General features: G+C 55.6%; 21 protein-coding genes. 7 read left to right on the top strand and 14 right to left on the bottom strand.

The annotated features are described in order from the left end of the window. Positions 1-59 precede the first annotated feature (59 nt). Genes tauD through tauA form a run of 4 tightly spaced genes read right to left on the bottom strand, consistent with a single transcriptional unit; the run spans position 60 to position 3,479 of the window. Positions 60-911, bottom strand: coding sequence for a taurine dioxygenase (tauD, locus tag OGX92_RS02405; RefSeq protein ID WP_149334973.1), 852 nt, complete (start codon positions 909-911; stop codon positions 60-62). Continuing rightward, on the bottom strand, positions 908-1,738 hold the full coding sequence (gene tauC / locus OGX92_RS02400; protein WP_126955938.1) for a taurine ABC transporter permease TauC: 831 nt from the start codon (positions 1,736-1,738) through the stop codon (positions 908-910). Before tauC ends, tauD begins: the two co-directional genes overlap by 4 nt. Continuing rightward, the gene (gene tauB, locus OGX92_RS02395; RefSeq protein WP_149335061.1) at positions 1,735-2,502 is read right to left on the bottom strand and encodes a taurine ABC transporter ATP-binding subunit; all 768 of its coding nucleotides are present in this window, start codon (positions 2,500-2,502) and stop codon (positions 1,735-1,737) included. Before tauB ends, tauC begins: the two co-directional genes overlap by 4 nt. Before the next feature lie 14 nt (positions 2,503-2,516). Further along, complete coding sequence (gene tauA, locus OGX92_RS02390) at positions 2,517-3,479, bottom strand: taurine ABC transporter substrate-binding protein (protein ID WP_284968848.1); 963 nt, start codon at positions 3,477-3,479, stop codon at positions 2,517-2,519. A gap of 343 nt (positions 3,480-3,822) precedes the next feature. Here tauA and OGX92_RS02385 point away from each other — a divergent pair, with 343 nt between their 5' ends. The 6 genes from OGX92_RS02385 to fbpC all read left to right on the top strand — a co-directional run bounded on the left by OGX92_RS02385 (position 3,823) and on the right by fbpC (position 11,616). Then, positions 3,823-4,452 (top strand): response regulator transcription factor, encoded by a 630-nt coding sequence (locus OGX92_RS02385; protein ID WP_003830935.1) that lies wholly within the window; start codon positions 3,823-3,825, stop codon positions 4,450-4,452. Next, complete coding sequence (locus OGX92_RS02380) at positions 4,452-5,993, top strand: MASE1 domain-containing sensor histidine kinase (protein ID WP_286586205.1); 1,542 nt, start codon at positions 4,452-4,454, stop codon at positions 5,991-5,993. The genes OGX92_RS02385 and OGX92_RS02380 overlap by 1 nt, the downstream gene beginning before the upstream one ends. An 85-nt stretch (positions 5,994-6,078) precedes the next feature. Beyond that, entirely contained in the window at positions 6,079-7,383 is a 1,305-nt protein-coding gene (gene uhpC / locus OGX92_RS02375; RefSeq protein ID WP_003830933.1) for an MFS transporter family glucose-6-phosphate receptor UhpC, read from the top strand. Beyond that, positions 7,380-8,411 carry an ABC transporter substrate-binding protein gene (locus OGX92_RS02370; protein WP_003830932.1) on the top strand — a complete coding sequence of 344 codons (1,032 nt, stop codon included), beginning with the start codon at positions 7,380-7,382 and terminating at the stop codon, positions 8,409-8,411. Before uhpC ends, OGX92_RS02370 begins: the two co-directional genes overlap by 4 nt. A gap of 68 nt (positions 8,412-8,479) precedes the next feature. Beyond that, positions 8,480-10,558, top strand: a complete 2,079-nt coding sequence (locus OGX92_RS02365; RefSeq protein WP_063941285.1) for an ABC transporter permease — start codon at positions 8,480-8,482, stop codon at positions 10,556-10,558. Positions 10,559-10,569: 11 nt separating this feature from the next. Further along, a complete protein-coding gene (fbpC, locus tag OGX92_RS02360; protein ID WP_003830930.1) occupies positions 10,570-11,616 on the top strand; it encodes a ferric ABC transporter ATP-binding protein in 1,047 nt (348 codons plus the stop codon). A 108-nt stretch (positions 11,617-11,724) separates the two neighbouring features. Here the strand turns inward: fbpC and mmuM are convergent, their stop codons facing one another. The 9 genes from mmuM to OGX92_RS02315 form a co-directional block, all read right to left on the bottom strand. Beyond that, the gene (gene mmuM, locus OGX92_RS02355) at positions 11,725-12,657 is read right to left on the bottom strand and encodes a homocysteine S-methyltransferase (RefSeq protein WP_286586204.1); all 933 of its coding nucleotides are present in this window, start codon (positions 12,655-12,657) and stop codon (positions 11,725-11,727) included. After that, positions 12,644-14,047: an S-methylmethionine permease gene (mmuP, locus tag OGX92_RS02350; RefSeq protein ID WP_001373486.1), complete on the bottom strand. Its 1,404-nt coding sequence runs from the start codon at positions 14,045-14,047 to the stop codon at positions 12,644-12,646. Before mmuP ends, mmuM begins: the two co-directional genes overlap by 14 nt. Before the next feature lie 274 nt (positions 14,048-14,321). Beyond that, positions 14,322-15,533, bottom strand: a complete 1,212-nt coding sequence (gene mhpT, locus OGX92_RS02345; RefSeq protein WP_286586203.1) for a 3-(3-hydroxy-phenyl)propionate transporter MhpT — start codon at positions 15,531-15,533, stop codon at positions 14,322-14,324. Positions 15,534-15,602: 69 nt separating this feature from the next. Further along, positions 15,603-16,616, bottom strand: a complete 1,014-nt coding sequence (gene mhpE, locus OGX92_RS02340) for a 4-hydroxy-2-oxovalerate aldolase (RefSeq protein WP_286586202.1) — start codon at positions 16,614-16,616, stop codon at positions 15,603-15,605. Beyond that, positions 16,613-17,563, bottom strand: a complete 951-nt coding sequence (gene mhpF / locus OGX92_RS02335; protein ID WP_003830924.1) for an acetaldehyde dehydrogenase — start codon at positions 17,561-17,563, stop codon at positions 16,613-16,615. The genes mhpE and mhpF overlap by 4 nt, the downstream gene beginning before the upstream one ends. Further along, positions 17,560-18,369, bottom strand: a complete 810-nt coding sequence (mhpD, locus tag OGX92_RS02330; protein ID WP_003830923.1) for a 2-keto-4-pentenoate hydratase — start codon at positions 18,367-18,369, stop codon at positions 17,560-17,562. The genes mhpF and mhpD overlap by 4 nt, the downstream gene beginning before the upstream one ends. A 9-nt stretch (positions 18,370-18,378) precedes the next feature. Further along, the gene (gene mhpC / locus OGX92_RS02325) at positions 18,379-19,245 is read right to left on the bottom strand and encodes a 2-hydroxy-6-oxonona-2,4-dienedioate hydrolase (RefSeq protein WP_126955948.1); all 867 of its coding nucleotides are present in this window, start codon (positions 19,243-19,245) and stop codon (positions 18,379-18,381) included. A 17-nt stretch (positions 19,246-19,262) separates the two neighbouring features. Then, the gene (gene mhpB / locus OGX92_RS02320) at positions 19,263-20,207 is read right to left on the bottom strand and encodes a 2,3-dihydroxyphenylpropionate/2,3-dihydroxicinnamic acid 1,2-dioxygenase (RefSeq protein ID WP_063941281.1); all 945 of its coding nucleotides are present in this window, start codon (positions 20,205-20,207) and stop codon (positions 19,263-19,265) included. Position 20,208: 1 nt separating this feature from the next. Further along, positions 20,209-21,873 (bottom strand): bifunctional 3-(3-hydroxy-phenyl)propionate/3-hydroxycinnamic acid hydroxylase, encoded by a 1,665-nt coding sequence (locus OGX92_RS02315; RefSeq protein WP_286586201.1) that lies wholly within the window; start codon positions 21,871-21,873, stop codon positions 20,209-20,211. 191 nt (positions 21,874-22,064) lie between these two features. Between OGX92_RS02315 and OGX92_RS02310 the strand changes: the two genes are divergently transcribed. Beyond that, on the top strand, positions 22,065-22,877 hold the full coding sequence (locus tag OGX92_RS02310; protein WP_286586234.1) for a DNA-binding transcriptional regulator: 813 nt from the start codon (positions 22,065-22,067) through the stop codon (positions 22,875-22,877). Between the two features lie 195 nt (positions 22,878-23,072). Here the strand turns inward: OGX92_RS02310 and OGX92_RS02305 are convergent, their stop codons facing one another. Continuing rightward, entirely contained in the window at positions 23,073-23,987 is a 915-nt protein-coding gene (locus tag OGX92_RS02305) for a hypothetical protein (protein ID WP_286586200.1), read from the bottom strand. Between the last annotated feature and the right edge of the window lie 181 nt (positions 23,988-24,168).

Below are 24,168 nucleotides of genomic sequence, written 5' to 3'. Positions count from 1 at the left end.
CGGTTTCGCTTTATCCGGCCTACAGATCGTAGGCCCGGTAAGTCAATCGCCGCCGGCAATCATCCCGCCCGATAAAACGGCTTGTCTCCCAAAATTGTCGCCCGGTGCATAATGCGCCTCTGTGGCAGATAATCCGCATTCGCATAATGCTGCGTCACGCGATTATCCCAAATCGCCACATCGTTGGGCTGCCAACGCCAGCGCACCTGAAACTCCGGTTTAGTGATATGCGCGAATAAAAAACTCAGTAACGCCTCGCTCTCTTTTTCCGTGACATCGACAATTCGCGTGGTAAATCCTTCATTCACGAATAGCGCCTGCTTCCCGCTCACCGGATGCGTACGCACCACCGGATGCAACAGGGGCGGATGCTTCGCCACCGCTTCCAGCCAGCGCTGATGCTCCTCTGGCGTCTTGCGGTATTTATATTCCTGAAATGATTTACGAAAATCATGTTCTGCCCGCAGGCCGCTCAGCAACTGGCGAAACGGCTCAGACAACGCATCATAAGCGGCAATCCCACTGGTCCACAGGGTGTCTCCCCCGGTCGATGGCAGCTCTTTTGCAGCCAGAATCGCCCCGGCAGGCGGCGTGTCAATAAAGGTGACATCGGTGTGCCAGTTGTCGTTATCCGGCGGATTGTCGTTATGAGTATCCAGTACGATAATCTCTTCTACCCCTTCGGTATGCGGATAGACCGGGTGAATATGCAGATCGCCGAAACGCAACGCCAGTGCGCGCTGCTGTTGCGGCGTAATCACCTGCTCACGCAGGAACACCACCTGGTGGCGCAGTACCGCGTGATAAAGCTGTTCAAACTGATTATCGCTCAGCGGACGCGTTAAATCCGCACCAGTGATTTGTGCGCCAATATACGGCCCCAGCGGGGTAATGCTCAAACGTTCACTCATTGTACTTCTCCATGCCAGGGCGTCAGGCGACGCTGAATCGCGCGCAGACCCAGTTCTAAAATAAATGCGATAACGGCAATGACCGCGATCCCTGCCAGCACCACATCCGTTGCCAGAAACTCACCGGCAGACTGCACCATAAATCCTAAGCCTCGCGTGGCGGCAATCAGCTCTGCTGCCACCAGCGTCGACCAGCCCACGCCAAGTCCGATACGTAACCCGGTGAGGATCTCCGGTAATGCCCCCGGCAAAATAACAAACCACAGCACCTGCTTACGGCTGGCCCCCAGCGAGTGCGCGGCGCGCACTCTCACCTGCTGCGCACTTTTCACCCCCGCCAGCGCCGACATCGCCACAGGGGCGAAAATCGCCAGATAGATCAGCAGGATCTTGGAGGTTTCACCGATGCCAAACCAAATGACCATCAGCGGTAAATAGGCCAGGGGAGGAACCGGACGATACAGTTCAATGATCGGATCGAGAATGCCGCGCATCGTAGGACTCAGCCCCATCGCGATCCCAACCGGAACGCCCAGCAGCACCGCCGCCAGCAGCGCGATAACAATACGCGTCAGACTCGCCGCCAGATGCTGCCACAGCGTGGCATCCATAAACCCTTGCGGCCCGGCAATGACGAGCAGCTTTTGTAAAACCTGTCCCGGTGGCGGTAAAAACAACGGACTGATTAACTGCAGCGCCGCCACCGTCCACCACACCGCCAGAATGACGGCCAGCGTACCGAGGCTTAAGGTAATCTGTCGCGAAAACGGCCAACGCCAGTTCAGCACCCGCTGGCGACGGGGTTTATCATTAATCACCACGCTCATGAGAATGCCTCCCGTTGTTCAAAGACACGACCTAACACGTACTCGCGCATGGCGATAAACTGCGGATCGGACTTAATGCTGCGGCTCGACTCTCCGGCCACAAAGCGACGGGCGAAATTGAGCGGCAGACGTTCCAGTACCCGGCCAGGGCCTGGGGACAGCAATACCAGTTCTGTCGCCATAAATACTGCTTCTTCAATATCGTGGGTAATCAGCAGCACCTGTTTACCGGTCTCATGCCACAGCTTCAGCAGCAGGGTTTGCATCTGCTCGCGAGTAAAGGCGTCGAGCGCGCCAAAAGGTTCATCCAGCAGCAACAGCTGCGGGTTGGCCGCCAGCGCCCGCGCAATGCCGACACGCTGACGTTGTCCACCGGAAAGCTGCCAGATAAAGCGTTTTCCCGCGCCCTCCAGCCCGACTTTCTGCAACATATCCAGGGCAATACGCTGGCGCAGCTGCTTGTCCACGCCCGCCAGTTGCAGACCAAAAGCCACGTTGTCCTGCACGTTACGCCAGGGCAGCAGACCTTCATTCTGGAAAACGACCCCGCGATCTGCCCCCGGACCGTCAACACTGTTACCCGCCAGCGTGATGCTGCCATGCTGATACGGCACAAACCCGGCAATCAGATTTAACAGCGTGGTTTTCCCGCAACCGGAAGGCCCGAGTACCACCAGCAGTTCACCACTATCGAGCGTCAGGTTGATATCCTCCAGCGCCGGTTTTCCAGCGTAGCTGGCGGCAAGATGAGAGATTTGCAGCATCATCGCCTCCTTATTTATTGCACGAAGCGATCGGTAACGTACTGGCTGTAATCTGTCGCGACAGCGGGGACTTTGCCCTGCTCTTTAAGGAACTGCGCGGTGTCGATAATCGCTTTGTTCACTGGGCCGGTTAGCTCAGCGGTTTGCTGTTGCTGTGTCAGGTAAGTGTTACCTTTCACCAGCCCCGGTACATCCGCCTCCGGTACGCCGCTCAAACGCGACAGTTTGCTGATATTCTCCGGCTGCTTCAGCCATTCATCAGGATTAGCGATATAAGGCTGCTGGGCATCGATAGCGCTTTTGGCAAAGGCTTTCACCACCTCAGGATGCTTCTCGGCAAAATCTTTGCGCACCACCCACACGTCAAGCGTCGGTGCTCCCCACTCGCCAACCTGTGAGGAGTCCGTTAACACCTTACCGTCTTTTTCCAACGCATTGACCGCAGGTGCCCAGACATACGCACCATCAATATCTCCGCGCTGCCATGCGGCAATAATCGCCGGTGGTTGCAGGTTCACAATCTCCACCTGGCCGGGTTTAATCCCCCAATGTTTCAACGCCGCCAGCAGGCTGTAATGGGTGGTGGAAATAAACGGCACGGCAATGCGTTTGCCAATCAAATCTTCCGGTTTACTGATGTTTTTCTTCACCACCAGCGCTTCAGAATTGCCGAGCTTTGATGCCAGTAGGAAAACCTCAATAGGCACCTGCTGGCTGGCAGCGACCGCCAGCGGGCTGGAGCCAAGATTACCGATCTGCACATCACCGGATGCCAGCGCACGAACGATGCTCGCGCCGCTGTCGAATTTGCGCCAGTCAACGGTCGCCCCGCTCTCTTTGGCAAAGGTGTTGTCCGCCTGCGCCACTTTGGCAGGTTCGGCGGAGGTCTGATAAGCAACGGTGACGTTCACCGCCTGCGCCTGAAATGCGATGAATGCCAGTGCGGCAAGAAGTGTGTTACGCGATGAAATAGCCATGATTGTCTGCTCCCCTGTCTTGTTATGGAGGCAGTATTTCGTTGCGGCACAATTTGATAAAGGAATTAAAAATTCTGGCTAAGAACAAAGCGTTTTTAGAAAAAAAGCGGTAATGCTTATACACAAAATCATTCAAGATGCGTCGAGGCGGCAAGGGAAGAAATCCCCAGGAGCATAGATAACTATGTGACTGGGGTTTCTGAGTGCAGCCAACAAAGAGGCAGCTTGAAGGATGACGTGTATTGCGATTTTGTTACATTCGTTACATAACTGCACCACGGTGATTGCCAGCACGACACTGGCAGGCATCATAGAGACCATTGTCAGGCAAGAGAGCAATATCATGATTCATGTTGTGCTGGTGGATGACCATGTGGTGGTGCGTTCCGGCTTTGCGCAATTACTCAGTCTCGAAGACGATCTTAACGTTACCGGTCAGTACAGCAGCGCAGCGGAGGCCTGGTCTGCACTTCTGCATGATGACGTCAGCGTCGCGGTAATGGATATCGCCATGCCGGATGAAAATGGTCTGAGCCTGTTAAAACGACTGCGGGCGCAAAAGCCCGGTTTTCGCGCCATCATTCTCAGCATTTATGACTCGCCCACGTTTGTGCAAAGCGCGCTGGACGCTGGTGCCAGCGGTTACCTGACCAAACGCTGCGGCCCGGAAGAACTGGTGCAGGCGGTACGCTCGGTAGGTATGGGCGGTCATTACCTGTGCGCCGATGCTTTACGGGCACTACGCGGCGGCGAGCAGCCCGCGCAGGTCCTGGAAGTTCTGACCCCGCGCGAGCGTGAAGTTTTTGATCTGTTGGTCAAAGGCGACAGCGTAAAAGAGATCGCCTTCAAGCTCGACCTCAGCCACAAGACGGTGCACGTTCATCGGGCGAACGTGCTGGGCAAACTGCAATGCCACAGCACCATCGATCTGGTGCATTTTGCCCTCGACCACCAGCTATTAACGGGGCATTAATGTCGCGTAACCTTCGGCATTGGGTTATTTCTCTGTTTATTCTGCTGGCCTGGGGATCGGGCTGGCTGATGCTGTGGACGCTGGGGTTTTACCTGACCCACAACGGCCAGCAGGCGGCGCTATTTCTGCCGCACGGCGTCTATCTCGCGCTGTTAATTCTGCTTTCTCGCCGTTACTGGCCCGCACTGGTGCTGCCCCCCCTGCTAATGTTGTTCTGGCTGCACAGCGAGCAATTACTGAATGGCTATATCCTGCTGGCTGCGCCGTTAATTAGCCTGATTCCGGCGAGCATCGGCCAGTCATACTGGCACCGCTTTCCCCTTTACTGGCAACGCTTAACGCTGCTGCTGGCCGCCGTAACGCTCACCTCATTGCTCAATACTGCCCTGCTTTCACCGTTTATCCAGAGCCCGGCAACGCTGATTGGCCTGGCGTCGTTTACCGGTGGCGTGTTGCTGACGCCGTTTGTCTATCTGATCTATGAATTTCTGCGCCAACAGCACCGCTATCATCTGCTCGGGCTGGATACCACCAATCCCCCGCTGCGCACTTCGCTTATCATCTGGTGTAGCCTGTTTTTTATTATTGGCATCGGCACCCAAATGGTGCTGTCGCCGGAGATCGAGCGCCTGTTGCTGATCGTAGTGTTCTTACCAAACGTGGTGATGGCGTGGAAATTTGGCTGGCAGGGCGGCGTGTTATCCGGATTGCTCGGCAGTATGATGATCACCATCGCCCGGCAAATCGGCGTCGGGTTCAGTAACTTACTGGAGCTGGAAATTTTTCTCGCCACCCAGGCGCTACTGGGTATAGGGCTGGGGATCGCCATCAGCCGCCAGCAGCATCTGGCGCAAAATTTGCACCATTATCGCCAGCGTCTGGAAACCGAACTGGCGGCACGACGCGCCCTGACCGAACAGCTGATCCGCACCGAAGAAAATACGCGCAAAAGCCTGGCGCGGGAGCTGCATGACGAAATTGGGCAGAATATCACCGCCATTCAAATTCAGTCGCAACTGGTCAAACGCGCGCCAGGCCCTGAGCAAACGCTCGAAGCGGCAAATCAGATCAACAACCTGGCCCGGCGTATTCACCATTCGACCCGCCAGCTACTTCGTCAGCTGCGCCCACCCGCGCTCGATGAACTGTCTTTTAAAGATGCACTACATCATCTGGTGAATGAATTTGCTTTTGCTGAGCGGGGTATTCGCTGCCGCTTTGATTATCAGCTAGAGAATACGCCAGAAAACGAAACGGTGCGCTTCACGCTGTATCGCCTGTTGCAGGAGTTACTCAATAACGTATGCAAACATGCCGATGCCAGCGATGTGTCGATTACGCTGCGACAGCGGGAACATTGCTTGTTTCTGGACGTCGCTGACGACGGCGTTGGTATTCTGCCAGAAAAAATCCCCGGTTTCGGTATCCAGGGGATGCGTGAACGGGTGAGCGCCCTTGGCGGTGAACTGACGCTCGAATCAAACAACGGCACGCGGGTAATTGTTAACCTGCCCACAAATTTGCAACAAACCAGCCGCTAACCAGGAAAAAGTCTTAGTCACTGCGGACTTTCTCTCATCCCCTTTTGCTTTCACTTTCCTATAGTCAGCACAAACGGAGACTGCCATGCATACACGCTCAGCCAGCGAAACAGACCAACAATACCGGGCGCTACGCCCCCGGCTGCTGATGTGTATGGTAATTGGTTACGCCGCGTTTTATCTGACGCGCAAAAGCGTTAACTACGTCCTCCCGGCGCTGCAAACGGATCTGGGTCTGGATAAAGGCGATATCGGCCTGCTTGGGTCACTGTTTTATCTGACCTATGGTTTGTCGAAATTTACCGCTGGGCTGTGGCACGACAGCCACGGACAGCGCGCATTTATGGGAATTGGCCTGTTTGCTACCGGCGTTTTAAACGTGCTGTTCGCCTTTGGGGAATCGCTGACGCTGCTGCTGGTGGTCTGGACGCTGAACGGATTTTTTCAGGGCTGGGGCTGGCCGCCCTGTGCCCGACTACTGACCCACTGGTACTCGCGCAACGAACGTGGCTTCTGGTGGGGCTGCTGGAATATGTCGATCAATATCGGTGGCGCCATTATCCCGCTGATTAGCGCTTTTGCCGCCCATTGGTGGGGCTGGCAGGCAGCCATGCTGGCACCGGGGATAATCAGCATGGCATTGGGAATCTGGCTCACCCTGCAATTGAAAGGCACGCCCCAGGAAGAAGGATTACCCACGGTTGGGGAATGGCGGCATGACCCGCTGGAGCTACGCCAGGAGCAGCAAAGCCCGCCGATGGGGCTGTGGCAAATGTTGCGCACCACCATGCTGAAAAACCCGATGATCTGGTTGCTCGGCGTGTCGTATGTATTGGTCTACTTGATCCGCATTGCGCTCAACGACTGGGGCAATATCTGGCTGACGGAAAGCCACGGCGTGAATCTGCTCAGCGCCAATGCCACGGTGATGCTGTTTGAAGTTGGCGGCTTGCTGGGGGCGCTGTTTGCCGGATGGGGATCGGATCTGCTGTTCAGCGGTCAACGTGCGCCGATGATTTTGCTGTTCACGCTGGGGCTGATGGTTTCCGTCGCCGCACTGTGGCTGGCACCAGTGCACCACTACGCGTTACTGGCAGTGTGTTTCTTTACCGTGGGCTTTTTTGTGTTTGGCCCACAGATGCTAATTGGCCTCGCAGCCGTTGAATGCGGACACAAAGCGGCGGCAGGTTCAATTACCGGTTTTCTCGGGCTTTTCGCCTATCTGGGGGCCGCGCTGGCGGGTTGGCCGCTGTCGTTGGTCATAGAACATTACGGCTGGTCGGGAATGTTCAGTTTGCTCTCGGTTGCCGCTGTCTTTATGGGTTTATTGCTGATGCCGTTGCTCATTGCGGGCATTACCCCTTCTCTCAGTCAAAGGATAAAACAATGAAACTGACGCTTACCTCTACCCTGATTGCTTCCGCTCTGACGCTGGCGGCCTTCAGCAACGCAGCCCAGGCGCAGGGCCGCCTGGTGGTGTATTGCAGCGCCACCAACGAGATGTGCGAAACCGAAACCAAAGCCTTCGGTGAAAAATATGATGTGAAAACCTCATTCATTCGCAACGGCTCGGGCAGTACGCTGGCGAAAGTGGATGCAGAGAAGAAAAACCCGCAGGCGGATGTGTGGTACGGCGGTACGCTGGATCCACAATCTCAGGCCGGTGAAATGGGTCTGCTACAGCCGTATAAATCACCAAACCTCGAACAGATCATGGAGAAATTCCGCGATCCCGCAAAGGTCAAAGGTAACCTCTCTTCGGCGGTTTACGTCGGTATTCTGGGCTTTGGCGTTAATACCCAGCGCCTGAAAGAGAAAAACCTGCCAGTGCCAAAATGCTGGAAGGATCTGACCAAACCGGAATACAAGGGCGAAATCCAGATTGCTGATCCGCAAAGCTCCGGTACCGCCTACACCGCGCTGGCGACCTTTGCTCAACTGTGGGGCGAAGATCAGGCCTTTGATTACCTGAAACAGCTCAACGCCAACGTCTCTCAATACACCAAATCCGGCATTGCCCCGGCGCGTAACGCTGCCCGCGGTGAAACGGCTATCGGCATCGGCTTCCTGCACGACTACTCGCTGGAAAAAGAACAGGGCGCACCGCTGGAACTGATTTCTCCATGCGAAGGCACCGGTTATGAAATCGGCGGCGTCAGCATCCTGAAAGGTGCGCGCAACGTCGACAATGCCAAACTGTTCGTTGACTGGGTGCTGTCAAAAGACGCGCAGGAGCTGGCGTGGAAGAAAGGCAAATCCTATCAGATCCTGACCAACACCACCGCCGAGACCTCCCCTAACTCGCTGAAGCTCGACGACCTGAAGCTTATCAATTACGACATGGATAAGTACGGCTCGACTGACGTACGTAAGGCGTTGATCAATAAGTGGGTTAGCGAAGTTAAGATGGGTAAATAAGCCCACGTTGCGTTCATTTGCCGGGTGCGGCGTAAACGCCTTACCCGGCCTACATTACCGGAAACGCTATGTCACACACACTTGCACTCCATCCCGTGAAAAAACGGGATGCGATATTTCTTTGGGTTTTGCTCGGCTGGCTGGCGTTTGCCCTGCTGCCGAGCTGGAGCCTGGACTACGGTCTGCTGGAGTCAACGCGGGAAGAAATACTCGCCGCCTACGGCTGGTCGCAGTTCAATATCAGTTGGCTGTGGTATCTGCTGCCAAGTCTGCTGCTGGTGCGCCCATTCCATGAAGCCGGGCGCGAGCAGCGCAGCCGCCATTATCTTGACGCGGGTTGGGCATTTTTCTGTATGGCCTTTATTGTCGCCAGCGCCACCCTTGAGGGTCGCGGCTTAGGCTATGCCACCATCGTGCTGTTTGTGGCGCTTGGCGCAATCATGACCCTGGCGCTCACCCGCCTCGAATGGCTGGGCGGTGACCGTTTCGTCATCGGCTCGCTTACCGCGATTGTCGCGCTGATCGGTATTTTTATCGTCTGGCCAAGCATCGCCATTTTCATTCCGATGTTCACCAACGACGCCGGGGAATTTGCCCCGCTGGCATTTATGAATGTGCTGTCGCAGGCGCATATCATTCAGGTGATCCTCAACTCGATTATGCTGTCGATTGCCGTCGGCGTCGGCTGTACCTTCTTTGGTCTGGTACTGGCTATCTACACCACCCGTATCGCCAGACGCAGCGCCATAATCGGACGTATCTTCTCGATTTTGCCGATCGTCACTCCGCCGTTTGTCGTCGGTTTAGGCGTCACGCTGATGATGGGACGCTCCGGTTACATCACCGAGTTTATGGTCGAATGGTTTGGTTTAACCAACACCAACTGGCTGTATGGCTTTACCGGCATCTGGCTGGCACAGGTTCTGGCCTTTACGCCGATGGCGTTTATGATCCTCGACGGCGCAATCAAAACTATTCATCCGTCGCTGGAAGAAGCGTCATACACCCTGCGTGCCAGCCGCTGGCAGACCTTTAACGGCGTGTTTGTCCCGCTGCTGAAACCCGCACTGGCGAACGCTTTTTTAATCGTAGTGGTGCAGTCACTGGCCGACTTTAGTAACCCGCTGGTGCTCGGCGGTAACTTCGACGTGCTGGCAACGCAAATCTACTTCTACATCACCGGTTCGCAGCTCGACTACCAGGCCGCCAGTACGTTGGGAGCCTTCCTGCTGCTGTTCTCGCTGCTGGTATTCTGCGTGCAGTATATGTGGATTGGTAAACGCTCATACGTCACCGTTTCCGGCAAATCCTACCGGGGCGACGTACAGCCGTTGCCTGTGACGCTGGTATGGAGCGTGGTCGCACTGCTGGCAGTGTGGATTGCCTTTAACGCCCTGCTCTACGGCAGCATTTTCTACGGCAGTTTCACCGTCAACTGGGGCGTGGACTACACCCTGACGCTGGCGAACTTTACCAAACTGTTCGGTCAGGGGATGAGCGACGGCGCGTGGCCTTCACTGCTCGACACCCTGCTCTACGCCGGGATTGCCGCGCCGATCACCGCGATCTTTGGCCTGCTGATCGCTTGGATCGTGGTGCGCCAGCAGTTTAAAGGCAAGAAGACCATCGAGTTCACCACCATGCTGTGCTTTGCCGTTCCGGGCACCGTCGCGGGCGTGTCGTACATTCTGGCCTTTAACAGCGCTCCGGTGTACCTCACCGGCACCGCAGCCATCGTCATTATCTCAATGGTGATGCGTAACGTCCCGGTCGGTATCCGCGCAGGCATCGCGGGCTTAGGCCAAATCGATAAATCGCTCGATGAAGCCTCGCTCAGTCTGCGCGCCGGTTCGCTGCGGACCATTACGCATATCCTGCTGCCGCTGCTGCGCCCGGCGATCCTTTCGGCGCTGATTTACAGCTTTGTGCGCGCCATTACCACCGTCAGCGCCATTGTGTTCCTCGTCACGCCGGATACCCGCGTAGCGACGGCCTACATCCTGAACCGCGTGGAAGATGGCGAATACGGTGTAGCGATTGCCTACGGTTCCATTCTGATCGTGGTGATGCTGGCGATTATTTTCATCTTTGACTGGCTGATCGGCGAATCACGTACCTCCCGTTCAAAAGCCAAAAACCAGGCGTAATGGAGCGCACTATGACTCAGAAAAATTTCGTTGAACTGCGCAACGTCACTAAACGATTTGGCAGTAATACGGTAATCGACAATATCAACCTCACCATCCCGCAGGGGCAAATGGTAACCCTGCTCGGCCCGTCCGGCTGCGGCAAAACCACCATTTTGCGCCTGGTTGCCGGGCTGGAAAAACCGAGCGAAGGGCAAATTTTCATTGATGGCGAAGACGTCACCCATCGCTCTATTCAGCAGCGCGATATCTGCATGGTGTTTCAGTCCTATGCCCTGTTCCCGCATATGTCGCTGGGAGAGAACGTCGGTTATGGCCTGAAAATGCTCGGCGTACCGCGCGCAGAGCTGAAAGCCCGCGTCAAAGAGGCGCTGGCGATGGTGGATCTGGAAGGATTCGAAGACCGCTTTGTCGACCAGATCTCCGGCGGTCAGCAGCAGCGCGTGGCGCTGGCCCGCGCGCTAATCCTCAAGCCGAAAGTGCTGCTGTTTGATGAGCCGTTGAGTAACCTCGACGCCAACCTGCGTCGCAGCATGCGCGACAAGATCCGCGAGCTGCAAAAGCAATTTGATATCACCTCGCTGTACGTCACCCACGATCAGAGCGAAGCCTTTGCGGTTTCTGATACCGTGCTGGTGATGAACAAGGGACACATCATGCAGATCGGCTCACCGCAGGATCTTTACCGCCAGCCCGCCTCCCGCTTTATGGCGAGCTTTATGGGCGATGCCAACCTGTTCCCGGCTACCTTCAGCGACAGATACGTTGATATCTACGGCTATCATCTGCCGCGTCCGCTGCACTTTGGTACGCAGGGCGAAGGGATGGTCGGTGTGCGCCCGGAAGCGATCACGCTCAGCGATCGCGGCGAGGAGAGCCAGCGCTGCGTGATCCGCCACGTCGCCTATATGGGGCCGCAGTATGAAGTGACGGTGGAATGGCACGGGCAGGAGATTTTATTGCAGGTCAACGCTACGCGCCTGCAACCGGACGTCGGCGAACAGTATTATCTCGAAATCCATCCGTACGGCATGTTTGTTCTGGCGGATGCGGCATAACGTTTTGTGGCTTTGTAAGCCGGATAAGGCGCTTGTGCCGCCATCCGGCAATGCCTGATGCGCTGCGCTTATCAGGCCTACAATGAACGAAGTAGGCTCGATAAACTCTCAGCTTCGCGCTTTTAGCGCGGCGATATCCGCAGGCGTGGTGCGACAGCACCCGCCAATTAACCGTGCGCCAGCGGCCTGCCACTGCGGCAGATAATCCGCCAGTTGCGCGCAATGCTCACCGTGATGATGCCAGGTTTTGCTCACCGCATCGTACTGCTCGCCCGAGTTCGGATACACCACCAGCGGCAGCGCCGTTAAACCGTGTAAATGCTGCAACGCAGCGGTGGTGTTTTCCAGCGCAATGCAGTTAATGCCTAGCGCCACCACCTGCGGATAACCCGCCAGCAACGCAACCACGTCACGCAGCGGCGTACCGTCGCTCAGGTGCTCGCTGTCGCACAGGGTAAATGAGAACCACGCCCGCGCACGCGGATATGCGGTCAACAGCTCAGCCAACGCCTCAATCTCGGCAAAATTCGGCAGGGTTTCGCAGGCCAGCAGATCGGCCCCGGCATCCAGCAAGGCTTCCACGCGCGGGCGATGAAACGCCTGGAACGCCTCAACGCTACAATGATAATCGCCACGGTATTCAGAGCCATCCGCCAGATACGCGCCGTAAGGCCCAACGGATCCCGCCACCAGCAGCGTTCCTGCCTGCGGGTTCTCTGCCAGATACGCTTCACGGGCTTTACGCGCCTGCTCCACGCTTTTGCCAATCAGCGCTTTCGACTGAGCTTCATCCAGACCTCGCGCGGCGAAGCCCGCCGGCGTCGCCTGATAGCTGGCAGTGATCGCGCATTGCGCCCCCGCCCGATAGTAATCAAGATGCACTTCGCGGATAAGCTCCGGGTTTTCTACCAGCACTTTGGCTGACCACAGGCTGTCGGCTAAGTTACACCCTCGCGCTTCCAGCTCCGTCGCCATCGCGCCATCCAGCAGCAGGATATCCTGTTTATCAAGGAGAGCGCGTAACGGATTATTCTGCGACATGTTCTGGCTCCTGTTTTGCGTTTCGGGGTTGAGTAAGGAAATAAGCACCATAGCACAACGCAACAAACGGTAACCCGCACCACAACGCAATTCTCTGCGCTGGATCGAATGCCAGCCCTACACAGGCCACCAGGCACAGCACAAAACCTAATACCGGCACCAGCGGATACCACGGCGCGCGATAATGTAATTCACTCAATGCCTTACCTTGTTGCAGATGACGGCGACGAAAAACAAAATGCGAGGCACAGATGCTCAGCCACACCGCCACCACCGCAAACCCGGAGATTGCCGACAGCGCAACAAATACCGTGTCCGGGGCCACCACGCTGGAAAATAGCGCCAGCACACCACCGAGCATACTGACCGACAGCGCCGTCAGCGGTACACCGTTTTTCGTTACTCGCGCAAAACAGGCAGGTAGCGTACGTTCATTCGACAGCGACCACAGCATGCGCCCGGAAGCATACAAACCGGAGTTCGCTGCAGAAAGAATAGCTGTCAGGATCACGAAGTTAAAAATATCAGCGGCGTACGGGATCCCTACTTTCTCAAATACCAGCACAAACGGGCTTTTCTCCACGCCCGCCTGCTGCATCGGGATCAGCGCCGCCAGCACAAACACGGTGCCAATGAAGAAAATAATCAGCCGCGCAATGGTGGTACGAATCGCCACGGGGATAACCTTGCGCGGGTTTTCCGTTTCACCGGCGGCAATGCCGATAAGCTCGGTCCCCGAAAAAGCAAAGTTCACTGCCACCATAGTCATCAGGATCGGTAAGCCACCGTGCGGGAACCAGCCTTCCGCCGTGATATTACTCAGCCCCGGTGCGGGCGAGCCATCCTGCATCGGAATAAAGCCGAAAATCGCCGCCCCACCGAGGATGATAAAGGCGATGATAGTGACCACTTTGACCAGCGAGAACCAGAACTCCCCTTCGGCAAAAAAGCGCGTGGAGATAACATTCAGACCAAAAATAATCGCGCAGAACACCACGCACCAGACCCATACCGGCACCTGTGGAAACCAGTACTGCATACAGAATCCAGCGGCGGTAAAGCTCGAACCCAGCGCCACGGTCCAGGTCAGCCAGTAGAGCCAGGCCACGGTATACCCGGTAGCCGGACCAAGATAGCGCGCGGCATAAACGTGAAACGCCCCGGTCTCCGGCATCGCGACCGACAGCTCGCCCAGACACTGCATGACCAGCCAGACCACCAGCGCGCCAATCAGATAGGCCAGTAGCGTTCCCGCAGCTCCGGTGGTGGAAATGATGTACCCGGTATTGAAGAATAACCCTGTGCCAATCACGCCACCCAAGGAAAGCATAATCAGGTGACGCGTTTTCATTGTGCGCTTCAGTGGCGCATTTTGTTGTGTTGTTTGCATATAACCTTCTAAACGTATGGACATCTAAACATCCAAAGAAGGTTTGTTATACCGTGTTTGTTAACAGAATGCAAAGTCAACCCTGCACCAGACGCAGATGACCGCGCCGGGCGCTTAATAGCGGGTGGGGATTAATAATCAGATACAAAAAGGGCCGCCAGCTCATAACGCCTCCGTTGCCATGTTTTATCTAAACTTTGGCAACACAGTTGACTGACGGCGTTCACCCGGAAGTGGGAATCAAATCTCCCCACTCCCACAACCGGATGAGTGCTTAAGCACCGCTGACCGGGAACGGCATCTGCGATTTGCGGCTCATCAGAATAAATACCGCCAGGCCTGCCAGCAAAATGCCCGGCGCAGAAGCCGCCATCACCCCTACCGTTCCGGTACCGAGCGCTAACATTTTCCCTGCCAGCAGCGGACCGCTCATCGCCCCCAGACGCCCGACTGCGACGGCGGTTCCCACGCCTGTGGCGCGGATCTGCGTGCTGTAAAACAGCGGCGCCAGCGCATACAACACGCTTTGCCCGCCGGTGGCGAACATCCCCGCCACAAATCCCGCCATTAGCATGCCGCTCAATGACGACACCGTACCCAGCGCCAGCAGTGAAGCCAACATCCCAGTGTAGATCAGCAGCGACATCACCACCGGGCGCAGTTTATCCATTAACGCCCCGAGAATTAACGTGCCGCTGGCCGCGCCAATTTGCAGAACAAACATTACGCCTGCCGCCTGCGATGGCCGAAAGCCCTGCTCCACCAGCAGCATTGGCAGCCAGTTGATCAGCATATACACCACCAGCAGGGTGAAGAAATAGCACAACCACAGCAGCAGCGTGGCACTCGCCGTCGCTGGCGAAAACAGGGCCCGCAGCGGTGCGACGGCCACTTGCGTTTGTTGGGTATAAACCTGTGATTCCGGCAGCCAGCGCATCAACAGCGGCACCAGCAGCAGCGGGATCACCCCGCCTACCCAAAACACCGTTTGCCAGGCGGAGGCCAGACCGCTAAACCCGAGCGCTGCCGCCAGCGCCGCACCAATCGGCACACCACAGTACATCAGACTCACCGCCGTACCGCGAAAACGCGGGCCCGCCGCCTCGGAGGTCAGCGCGATCAGGTTCGGCAACGCCGCGCCCAGCCCGACACCGGTCATCAGACGGGCAAACACCAGCGATGAGAAATCCCAGGAAATCGCCGTCACCAGCGAGAACAGGCCGAACAGCGCCACAGAGGCAATGAGAATGCGCTTGCGGCCATAGCGGTCAGCCAGCATGCCACCCACCAACGCGCCGGGCAGTAGCCCGAGAATGCCTGCGCTGAAGATCCAGCCCATCTGCATTTTATCCAGCGCAAACGCGTGGGCGATACCGACGGCAGCGATACCGGCGGCCTGTAAATCCAGCCCTTCCATCAGGGCAACTAAAAAGCAAAGCCCAACGGTCAACGTCAGGCGGTAAGATGCGGAGGTACGGGTCGTCATAAGATGTCCCTCTGAGGTCACGATGCAGGTGAATCGCGGCTGATACGTTGCCAGCCGCGTAATCATTTTTTATTTGCGGTTGCGCAGGTCCAGCGCCACGTCGACGATCATATCTTCCTGGCCGCCCACCATCCGACGTTTGCCCAGTTCCACCAGAATATCTACTGCGCTCAGGCCATAGCGTGCTGCCGCCACTTCGCAATGACGCAGGAAGCTGGAGTACACCCCGGCATAGCCCAGCGCCAGCGTTTCACGATCCACCCGCACCGGGCGGTCTTGTAGTGGACGCACTAAATCGTCGGCGGCGTCCATCAGTGCGTAGAGATCGGTTCCATGCTGCCAGCCGAGTTTTTCCGCAGCGGCGATAAACACTTCCAATGGCGCGTTGCCCGCGCCTGCGCCCATCCCGGCCAGGCTAGCGTCGATACGGTCACACCCCTCTTCTACCGCGGCAATGGAGTTCGCCACGCCAAGACTCAGGTTGTGATGCGCATGCATTCCGGTTTCCGTCTCCGGCTTCAGCACCGCTCTCAGTGCGCGGAAGCGGGCGCGAATATCGCTCATGTTCATTGCGCCGCCGGAATCGACCACATAAATACAGGTCGCGCCGTAGTTCTCCATCAGCTTCGCCTGCTGTGCCAGGTTCTCCGGTGTGGTCATATGGCTCATCATCAGAAAGCCGACGGTATCCATGCCAAGCTCACGCGCATACTGAATATACTGGGCCGACACGTCTGCTTCAGTGCAGTGGGTCGCCACGCGCACTACCCGTGCGCCGGCCTGATATGCATTTTTCAGGTCATGAATAGTGCCGATACCCGGCAGCAACAGCGTGGCAATTTTGGCATGCTTCACCACGTCCGCCGCCGCTTCAATCCACTCCAGGTCGCTGTGCGCACCAAAGCCGTAGTTAAAGCTGGAACCTTGTAAACCGTCGCCGTGGGCCACTTCAATAGAATCAACCCGTGCGTCGTCCAGCGCTTTGGCTATCTGGCGCACATTCTCCAGCGAATATTGATGACGAATAGCGTGCATACCGTCGCGCAGGGTCACGTCAGAGATATAGAGTTTTTTACTGTTCATGCTGCTTCTCCTGCCTGACGAGCGAGGGACTGCGCCATCTTCTCAGCGGTCGCCAGCGCGCTGGAGGTCATAATGTCGAGGTTGCCCGCGTAGGCTGGTAAATAGTGCGCCGCGCCTTCCACTTCCAGATACACCGCAGTTTTCAGCCCAGAGAACTGGCCGATACCCGGCAGATTCACCGGTTTATCTTCCGGGATGACTTCAAACTGGACACGCTGTTTCAGGCGATAGCCCGGCACGTAGGCCTGCACCGCCGCCGCCATCTCATTAATAGACGCTTCAACTTCAACCTCAGAGGCCGCTTCGCTCAGCACATACACCGTGTCACGCATCATCAGCGGCGGCTCGGCCGGGTTAAGGACAATAATGGCTTTGCCTTTTGCCGCGCCGCCGACCACTTCAATCGCCTTCGAGGTAGTTTCGGTAAACTCGTCGATATTGGCGCGGGTACCCGGCCCCGCCGATTTACTGGCGATCGAGGCGATAATCTCGGCGTAATGGACTTTTGCCACGCGAGAAACTGCCGCCACCATTGGGATGGTTGCCTGTCCGCCGCAGGTCACCATATTGACGTTCTGCTGATCAACGTTGGCTGCCAGATTCACCACCGGCACGCAGTAAGGACCGATTGCCGCGGGCGTCAGATCGATCAGGCGGATGCCTGGTTTAACGGCACGTAGCGCGGCATCGTTCTTCACATGCGCGCCTGCGCTGGTGGCGTCAAACACGATGTCGATATCGGCGAATTCCGGCATGGCGATAAGCCCTGTCACCCCTTCATGGGTGGTGGCAACGCCCATGCGTCGGGCACGCGCCAGGCCATCAGATTCTGGATCGATACCGACCATCACCGCCATTTCCAGATGCACGCCGTGACGCAGAATTTTTATCATCAAATCGGTACCGATGTTGCCGGAGCCGATAATGGCGACTTTACGCTTACTCATGACTGACTTCCTTTTGTAACCGCCGCTGAAAAGGTGGCGGCGACTGAACCAATACCGTCGATATGGGCTTCAAAACAATCGCCCGCATTCACCGCCACCATCGGGCCTAACGCTCCGGTGAGAATAATGTCTCCGGCACGCAGCGGCTCGCCGAGGCTGGCCATTTTGCGCGCCAGCCAGACGGCGGCGTTGATCGGATGTCCCAGGCATTCGCTGCCGCGCCCGCTGGAGACCTCTTCGTTGTTGCGCGTCATTTTCATCGCGCAGTTTTTCAGATCTAATCCTGCCGGACGCTGGGCCGGACCGCCGACCACATACACGCCACAGGAGGCGTTATCCGCCACGGTATCAACAAATTTGATCGACCAGTCGCGGATACGGCTGCCGACCACTTCCAGCGCGGGAAGTACCCACTCTATGGCGTTGTAAAGCTCGTCAAAAGTGGTGTCGGTATTGGGCAGATCGCGGTTCAGCACCAGCGCAATTTCGGCTTCAATACGCGGTTGCAGCACACGGGAAAACGGGATGGTTTCGTTATCGCCATAACACATATCAGCAAACAGCGTACCGAAGTCCGGTTGATCGACACCCAGCTGTTGCTGCACTTTCGGGTGCGTCAGCCCCACTTTGCGCCCGACCACGCGACGCCCGCGCGCCACGTCGTACTGCACGTTGATGCGCTGAATGGCGTAGGCCGCTTCGGCGTTATCCACACCAATCAATTCACGCAGTGGGGCGATGGCTTCCCCTTTTTCTTCAGCCTGACGTAAATCGGCGGCTAGCTGCTCAAGATTACGATTCGTCATATCTGTTCCTTAAGGGCGTGTGAGGAAATTCAGCACCAGCTGGTTAAAGGCATCCGCATGCTCCCACTGCGCCCAGTGCCCGCAGTCGCGGTAGATATGCAGCTCAGAACCGGCAATTCCGGAGAGCAGGCGCAGACCGGCATCCATCGGCACAAAGCGGTCATTGCGTCCCCAGACAATCAGGGTCTGGGCTTTGATTTCCCCCAGACGCGGGCTGAAATCCGGGAACTGTTTCGGGTTGGCCTCCAGACTCTGGACAAAGTTTTCCAGGTGATCGCGGCGCGACAGCATGTTGTTCAAACGCGCTTCGAACAGCGCCTCGGTCAGGTCGCTGGTGTCGAAGACAAAGATCTCCATCATCAGCTTCAGGTTCTCGATGGTCGGCTCACGATACAGCTGATTCAGGCGCTTGATACCTTCGGTCGGCATCGGAGTAAACAGGCTCATGCCGCCCGTTCCGCCGCCCATTAATACCAGTTTGCCCACGCGCTCCGGCCAGCTCAGGGTAAACGCCACAGCACTGTGACCGCCCATCGAGTTACCCAGCAGGTGGACTGTTTGAATATCCAACTGATCGACCACGCTTTTCAGGATTCGAGCGTTGAGATCGGATCGCGAACCGCGGTTAACGATCCCATCGCTTTTGCCCCAGCCAGGACAATCCAACAGGATCACCCGGTATCCGGCCTGTACCAGCGGATCGATATTTCGGCTGAAGTTTGCCCAGCCCGTCGCGCCAGGACCGGATCCGTGCAGCAGCACGACGGTCTCTTCGCCCTGCCCACAGTCATTGAAATGCACGCGTAGGGTTTCGCCTGCTTCCTGCACCTCCAGAAAACGACTGGTAGCGGCTTCGGTTTGCGATTGGTAAGTCATGATGTTCTCCTGCATATTTAGTTCTGCGTAGTGGCGCTCAGGGAGCCGAATCCGGCGATCCACTCCGGGATCGGGCGGTAATAACGGCCTTCGCTGCGCCAGTTGCCAAAGGCAGAAATGGCGGCAAAGGCGGCAACCCAGGTTTTAACTTCGTGCGTTGATTTGCCCGCCATCGCGGACAACTCTTCGTTACTGACCGCGTCCAGCTCCTGCAAACGCCCCTGCTCAAGCAGCGTCATAAAACGGTTATCCCAGACGGGGTTAAGCGGGTGCAGCGTGTTTTGATCGACCACAAACTTCTCGGCGGCGCTGATCACCCGCTGCTGGCGCAGCTCACGCTCGTTTTCAGGCAACTGTTTGCCGCTACCGAGCAGGCGGTCGCGCATATGGGCATCGGCCTTCGCCAGTTCCGGTACCGGCGGCTGATGCGACAGACCACCGGAGCCTAAAAACAGCACGCGCTTATTCAGCGAGCTGGCGAAACGGCCAATCGCTTCACCGAGCATGCGGGTGCGCTGAAAGCCCGGCAGCGGCGCGGCGACGCCGTTAATAAACACTGGCAGCACCGGCACCTTATCCAGGCCGCCGAGCAAAAACTCCAGCGGCTGCGCGAAGCCATGATCGACCTGCATGTTGTAGGACACGGCGAGATCGATACCGCTTTTCATTACCGCGTGGGCGCAGGCTTCAGCCAGATCTGTCGGAACCGGCAATTCCCCCGCCGCGCTACCAAAATCGCCGATCGCCGTAGCGCCAACGCCTAAACAGAACGGCGGCATCACGTCGTAGAAAAATCCGTTGTAGTGATCGGGGGCAAACAGCACGACCAGTTCAGGTTCGAACGCCGCAATACGTGCCCGAGCGCTAGCGATCACGCCGTTAACCTCGTCGAGCACAGCCTGTGCCGGGTCGACATAGCCCACCAGCGGCGAATGGGAAAGACAGTGAAGATAAGCGTGCATATCAGGCAACCTTTTCAACAGGAATGTCGGCAGTAGCGCGAGTGAGCGTCATCACCGACGCCAGTTTATTCAGGGTGCTGCCCAGGGTTTGCGGAATGGCGATGGCGGCCACGAAGCGGTCCGGGCGCATGACTACCAGCGCGGCGTTGTGCTGGGCAAACCACGCGCGCAGGCGGTTTTGTGTATCGCCAATGCGGGTAACGCCATCGTGGTTATCCTGATCGGTATGTATCTGCGTCTCCGGCACGACCTGGATAAAACACGTCCCCAGCGCCTGCCACTGTTGGATCTGCGCCTCGCTCATGCCCCATAGCGGGTTACAGCCCCAGCCAATCACCGCGAAATTCGGTCCGATGACGTTGTCGAGCAACGTCACTTCGCCCGATTCCAACGTAACCTTCGGCTGGATAAACATCTTGCCGACCGGTGAAGTTTTCGCGTTGCCTTCACGCACCAGCGCCCCGGCGTGGTACTGCGGCATCGGCTTAAAGCGCATTTCAAGGAAGTAGCGTTTGACCGGCGGAATATAGTTCAGCAGCCAGGAAACCCCATCGCGCACCGCACCATGCCAGCGTTTGGGCGGTGCAAGTACGTTGCCTGCGGTCACAGAGAGGTCGATCATCGCTTGGGCGTGGTCGCGACGTTCCTGCTGATAGGTATTCAATAGCGCATCGCCGGCTTTACCGTTAATCACCAGCGCCAGTTTCCATGCCAGGTTGAAAGCATCGCGCATGCCGCTGTTGTATCCCTGACCCTGCCAGACCGGCATAATGTGCGCCGCATCGCCCGCCAGCAGCACGCGGTCAATACGAAAACGTTCGGCCAGACGAGCATTATGGGTATACACGCGCTGGCGGATCAGCTCGACGTTGTCCGGGTTCGGCAGCACTTTGCTCAAGAGCTGACGCATATTCTGCGGCTCGCTAAGCTGCGCTTCAGTTTCCCCCGGCATCACCATAAATTCGAAACGGCGCACCGCGTGCGGCAGTGCGGCGGAGACGTACGGGCGCACCGGATCGCAGCACAGATACACATGCGGCGTGCTGAGCGGATCGTTGGCGATATCCACTACAATCCACTGATTCGGCGCGGTTTTACCTTCAAACGGCACGTTCAGCGAGCGTCTGACGTTGCTGCCACCGCCGTCACAGGCCACCAGCCACTGGGCCTTCACCGTTTCACGTTGATCGTCCGGCGCTTTCAGATTTAGCGTCACTTCGCCGTTTTGCTGGCTGAAGGCCTCCAGTTCGCGGGAGAACAGGCAGCGCACGTTGGGAAAACGCGACAACCCTTCCAACATCACCGCGTCCACCTGCGGCTGAATAAACGCATTGCGGCGCGACCAGCCAAATTCGTCGGTCATCGGCTGGATATCAGCAAAACAGCGGCCTTTCGGGGTGAGAAAGCGCATCGCGTGCCACGGCGTGGTGTGCGGCAAAACGTTCTCGACCAGCCCCACAGACTGCATAGTGCGCAGCGCTTCATCGTCAATGCCGATGGCGCGAGGATAGTCGATCAGCGTGTCGAGCTTCTCCACTACCAACACCTCAATGCCCATCTGGCCAAGATAGTTGGCCATCATCAGCCCTACCGGACCAGCGCCGGCAATCGCCACCTGCGCGGTATGCTGCACAGCGGGTTGGATATCCGGGTTTTTTGTTGTCATTTCAGAACCTCACGACTCGGACAAAACGCAATTGCAGACCCTGGTGAGGCGCAATCTGTTTTGTTAAAAATATGTGAATAATTTTTTGTTGTGCGGTCAGTATAGAAGCGAGTTTTTGCGCTACAATCAAAACATGCCAGGATGTGCACTAAGTGCACAACGTTGTTTTACCTGTAGATTTGTCAATGAATATGAAAAATGACGAGAGCACTGAGTACAAAACCGTACGCGGATTAACGCGCGGATTAATGTTATTAAATATGTTAAACCGGCTCGATGGTGGGGCCAGTGTTGGCTTACTTGCTGAGTTAAGCGGCCTGCATCGCACCACGGTCAGACGGCTGCTGGAAACCCTGCTGGATGAGGGTTACGTCCGGCGCAGCCTGTCCGATGACAGCTTTCGCTTAACCATTAAAGTCCGCCAGCTCAGCGAGGGGTTTCGTGACGAGCAGTGGATTTCTGCACTCGCCGCCCCGCTGCTGGGGGATTTGCTGCGCGAGGTCATCTGGCCGACCGACGTTTCCACGCTGGATGTGGACGCGATGGTGGTACGTGAAACCACCCACCGTTTCAGCCGCCTGTCGTTTCACCGGGCGATGGTAGGGCGTCGTTTGCCACTGCTGAAAACCGCATCCGGCCTGACCTGGCTGGCATTTTGTCCGGAGAATGAACGGCAGGAACTGATTGAAATGCTGGCCTCCCGACCGGGAGAAGAGTTTCAGCTTGCGCGCGAACCGCTGAAGCTCAATGCCATTTTGTCCCGCGCGCGAAAAGACGGTTTTGGTCAGAACTTTCGCGGTTGGGATCAGGAAGAGAAAATCGCTTCTATCGCCGTCCCCATCCGCAGCAAACAGCGGGTGATCGGCTGCCTGAATCTGGTGTATATGGCCAGCGCCATGACCATCGAACAGGCTGCGGAAAAGCATCTTCCGGCCTTACAAAAGGTGGCAAAACAAATAGAGGACGGCGTCGAGTCGCAGGAGATTTTGGTTGCCGGGAGGTGAGATGGATCACAGTTATTGGCGATGGTTAGAAGTTGACTGAATTCAGCATCCTTCTGAGAAGGATAGATATAAAAAATAAGAAGATTATCATAATCCATTATCATGTGATTATTATCTTCGTCAAAAAATTTATTTAACTAAGATAAACTTACTGGGATTCGTGAAGACATCCCATTTATTGACTTAGCAATTTTTTTAGATGAATCCCATGGAGCTAAGGGAATAATATAATCCAAATACACCAACCGCAAAAACAATTAATGCTACAACCAAGTTATTTGTACTATCGTGAACTGCATCACTAATCATCTTTAATATGCTATCCTTATCAACTTTAGCATTACTCTCCTCAAAGAACCTCAATGAATTAATTATTGTTTTTCTCTCACTACTAGTTATAAATGATGTTGTATTAACTACCCAATCATGAGCCTCTTTATAAGAAACAAAATCAGGAACGATTAGATTGCCATTCTTAATAGCTCTTTTTGTCCTAAATTCTTTAGGGTAAGAGGCAAAACCTATAAATGAGACGATGATCAAAAGCAGTGATAAGAAACCAACCAAAAACCAAACTAAATCCCAGATAGTCCAAGTCTTGGGAGGTGAATCATTAACATTTAACTCATTAACCCCTGCGATTCTTGCGGTTGCTACAAAATCACTTTTTAGAGAGTCTAAAAGCAAGCTAATATAAATTTTATCACCAGGATTCAACAAAGAAAAGTCGACATCAAGATCTCTCTCTTTAAATATTAATAACGTATCAAGGTTATCTGGGTATTTAGAATCAACAATAGCATCGAGAATATTACTATCTTTAGGAACTGTAATTCTTACAGGAGTAACAACATCAGATTTAAGTATTGGTTTATTACCTGTATTCTCAAGTAAAAATATCATTTTTGACAATGACGTTAACTTTTTTCCATTATATGTTATATTGATTCCATCTACACCTGCACTAGTTGAAATCAGTTGACTATGTGACATTAACGTCAGAGATACGCCCTTCTGTCCAGTATAATAATCCCATGCGATGGGAAGTATTACTCCTAACACAGTAACTATCAAAGAGATAAAAGCTAGGACTCCCATTTTATCTTTCATTAAAATCACTCATGGTTGTTTTTAAGAACGATTTATATTATTGAACAATCTATTATACCCCAATACATTAACAATTGTACAATGAATAGTTAAAGATAACTATTTCATTGGCAATATATATAATTCACTAACAGAACATATAAAAACTTTCTTGATATTATAATACCATCACATATTCAAC

This window comes from Citrobacter sp. Cpo089 (assembly GCF_030332695.1).
Taxonomy (GTDB): domain Bacteria; phylum Pseudomonadota; class Gammaproteobacteria; order Enterobacterales; family Enterobacteriaceae; genus Citrobacter; species Citrobacter portucalensis.
This window is presented reverse-complemented; position numbering and strand designations above follow the sequence as displayed.

Bases quoted from the DNA above. Each gene is read 5' to 3' on its own strand.
- mhpB (WP_063941281.1), bottom strand. From the start codon at position 20,207: ATGCACGCTTATCTTCACTGTCTTTCCCATTCGCCGCTGGTGGGCTAT.
- OGX92_RS02305 (WP_286586200.1), bottom strand. From the start codon at position 23,987: ATGAAAGATAAAATGGGAGTCCTAGCTTTTATCTCTTTGATAGTTACT.
- mmuP (WP_001373486.1), bottom strand. From the start codon at position 14,047: ATGCAAACAACACAACAAAATGCGCCACTGAAGCGCACAATGAAAACG.
- mhpF (WP_003830924.1), bottom strand. From the start codon at position 17,563: ATGAGTAAGCGTAAAGTCGCCATTATCGGCTCCGGCAACATCGGTACC.
- OGX92_RS02315 (WP_286586201.1), bottom strand. From the start codon at position 21,873: ATGACAACAAAAAACCCGGATATCCAACCCGCTGTGCAGCATACCGCG.
- mhpC (WP_126955948.1), bottom strand. From the start codon at position 19,245: ATGACTTACCAATCGCAAACCGAAGCCGCTACCAGTCGTTTTCTGGAG.
- tauD (WP_149334973.1), bottom strand. From the start codon at position 911: ATGAGTGAACGTTTGAGCATTACCCCGCTGGGGCCGTATATTGGCGCA.
- fbpC (WP_003830930.1), top strand. From the start codon at position 10,570: ATGACTCAGAAAAATTTCGTTGAACTGCGCAACGTCACTAAACGATTT.
- mhpT (WP_286586203.1), bottom strand. From the start codon at position 15,533: ATGACGACCCGTACCTCCGCATCTTACCGCCTGACGTTGACCGTTGGG.
- mmuM (WP_286586204.1), bottom strand. From the start codon at position 12,657: ATGTCGCAGAATAATCCGTTACGCGCTCTCCTTGATAAACAGGATATC.
- uhpC (WP_003830933.1), top strand. From the start codon at position 6,079: ATGCATACACGCTCAGCCAGCGAAACAGACCAACAATACCGGGCGCTA.
- mhpD (WP_003830923.1), bottom strand. From the start codon at position 18,369: ATGACGAATCGTAATCTTGAGCAGCTAGCCGCCGATTTACGTCAGGCT.
- OGX92_RS02370 (WP_003830932.1), top strand. From the start codon at position 7,380: ATGAAACTGACGCTTACCTCTACCCTGATTGCTTCCGCTCTGACGCTG.
- OGX92_RS02380 (WP_286586205.1), top strand. From the start codon at position 4,452: ATGTCGCGTAACCTTCGGCATTGGGTTATTTCTCTGTTTATTCTGCTG.
- OGX92_RS02385 (WP_003830935.1), top strand. From the start codon at position 3,823: ATGATTCATGTTGTGCTGGTGGATGACCATGTGGTGGTGCGTTCCGGC.
- tauA (WP_284968848.1), bottom strand. From the start codon at position 3,479: ATGGCTATTTCATCGCGTAACACACTTCTTGCCGCACTGGCATTCATC.
- OGX92_RS02310 (WP_286586234.1), top strand. From the start codon at position 22,065: ATGAAAAATGACGAGAGCACTGAGTACAAAACCGTACGCGGATTAACG.
- tauB (WP_149335061.1), bottom strand. From the start codon at position 2,502: ATGCTGCAAATCTCTCATCTTGCCGCCAGCTACGCTGGAAAACCGGCG.
- OGX92_RS02365 (WP_063941285.1), top strand. From the start codon at position 8,480: ATGTCACACACACTTGCACTCCATCCCGTGAAAAAACGGGATGCGATA.
- tauC (WP_126955938.1), bottom strand. From the start codon at position 1,738: ATGAGCGTGGTGATTAATGATAAACCCCGTCGCCAGCGGGTGCTGAAC.
- mhpE (WP_286586202.1), bottom strand. From the start codon at position 16,616: ATGAACAGTAAAAAACTCTATATCTCTGACGTGACCCTGCGCGACGGT.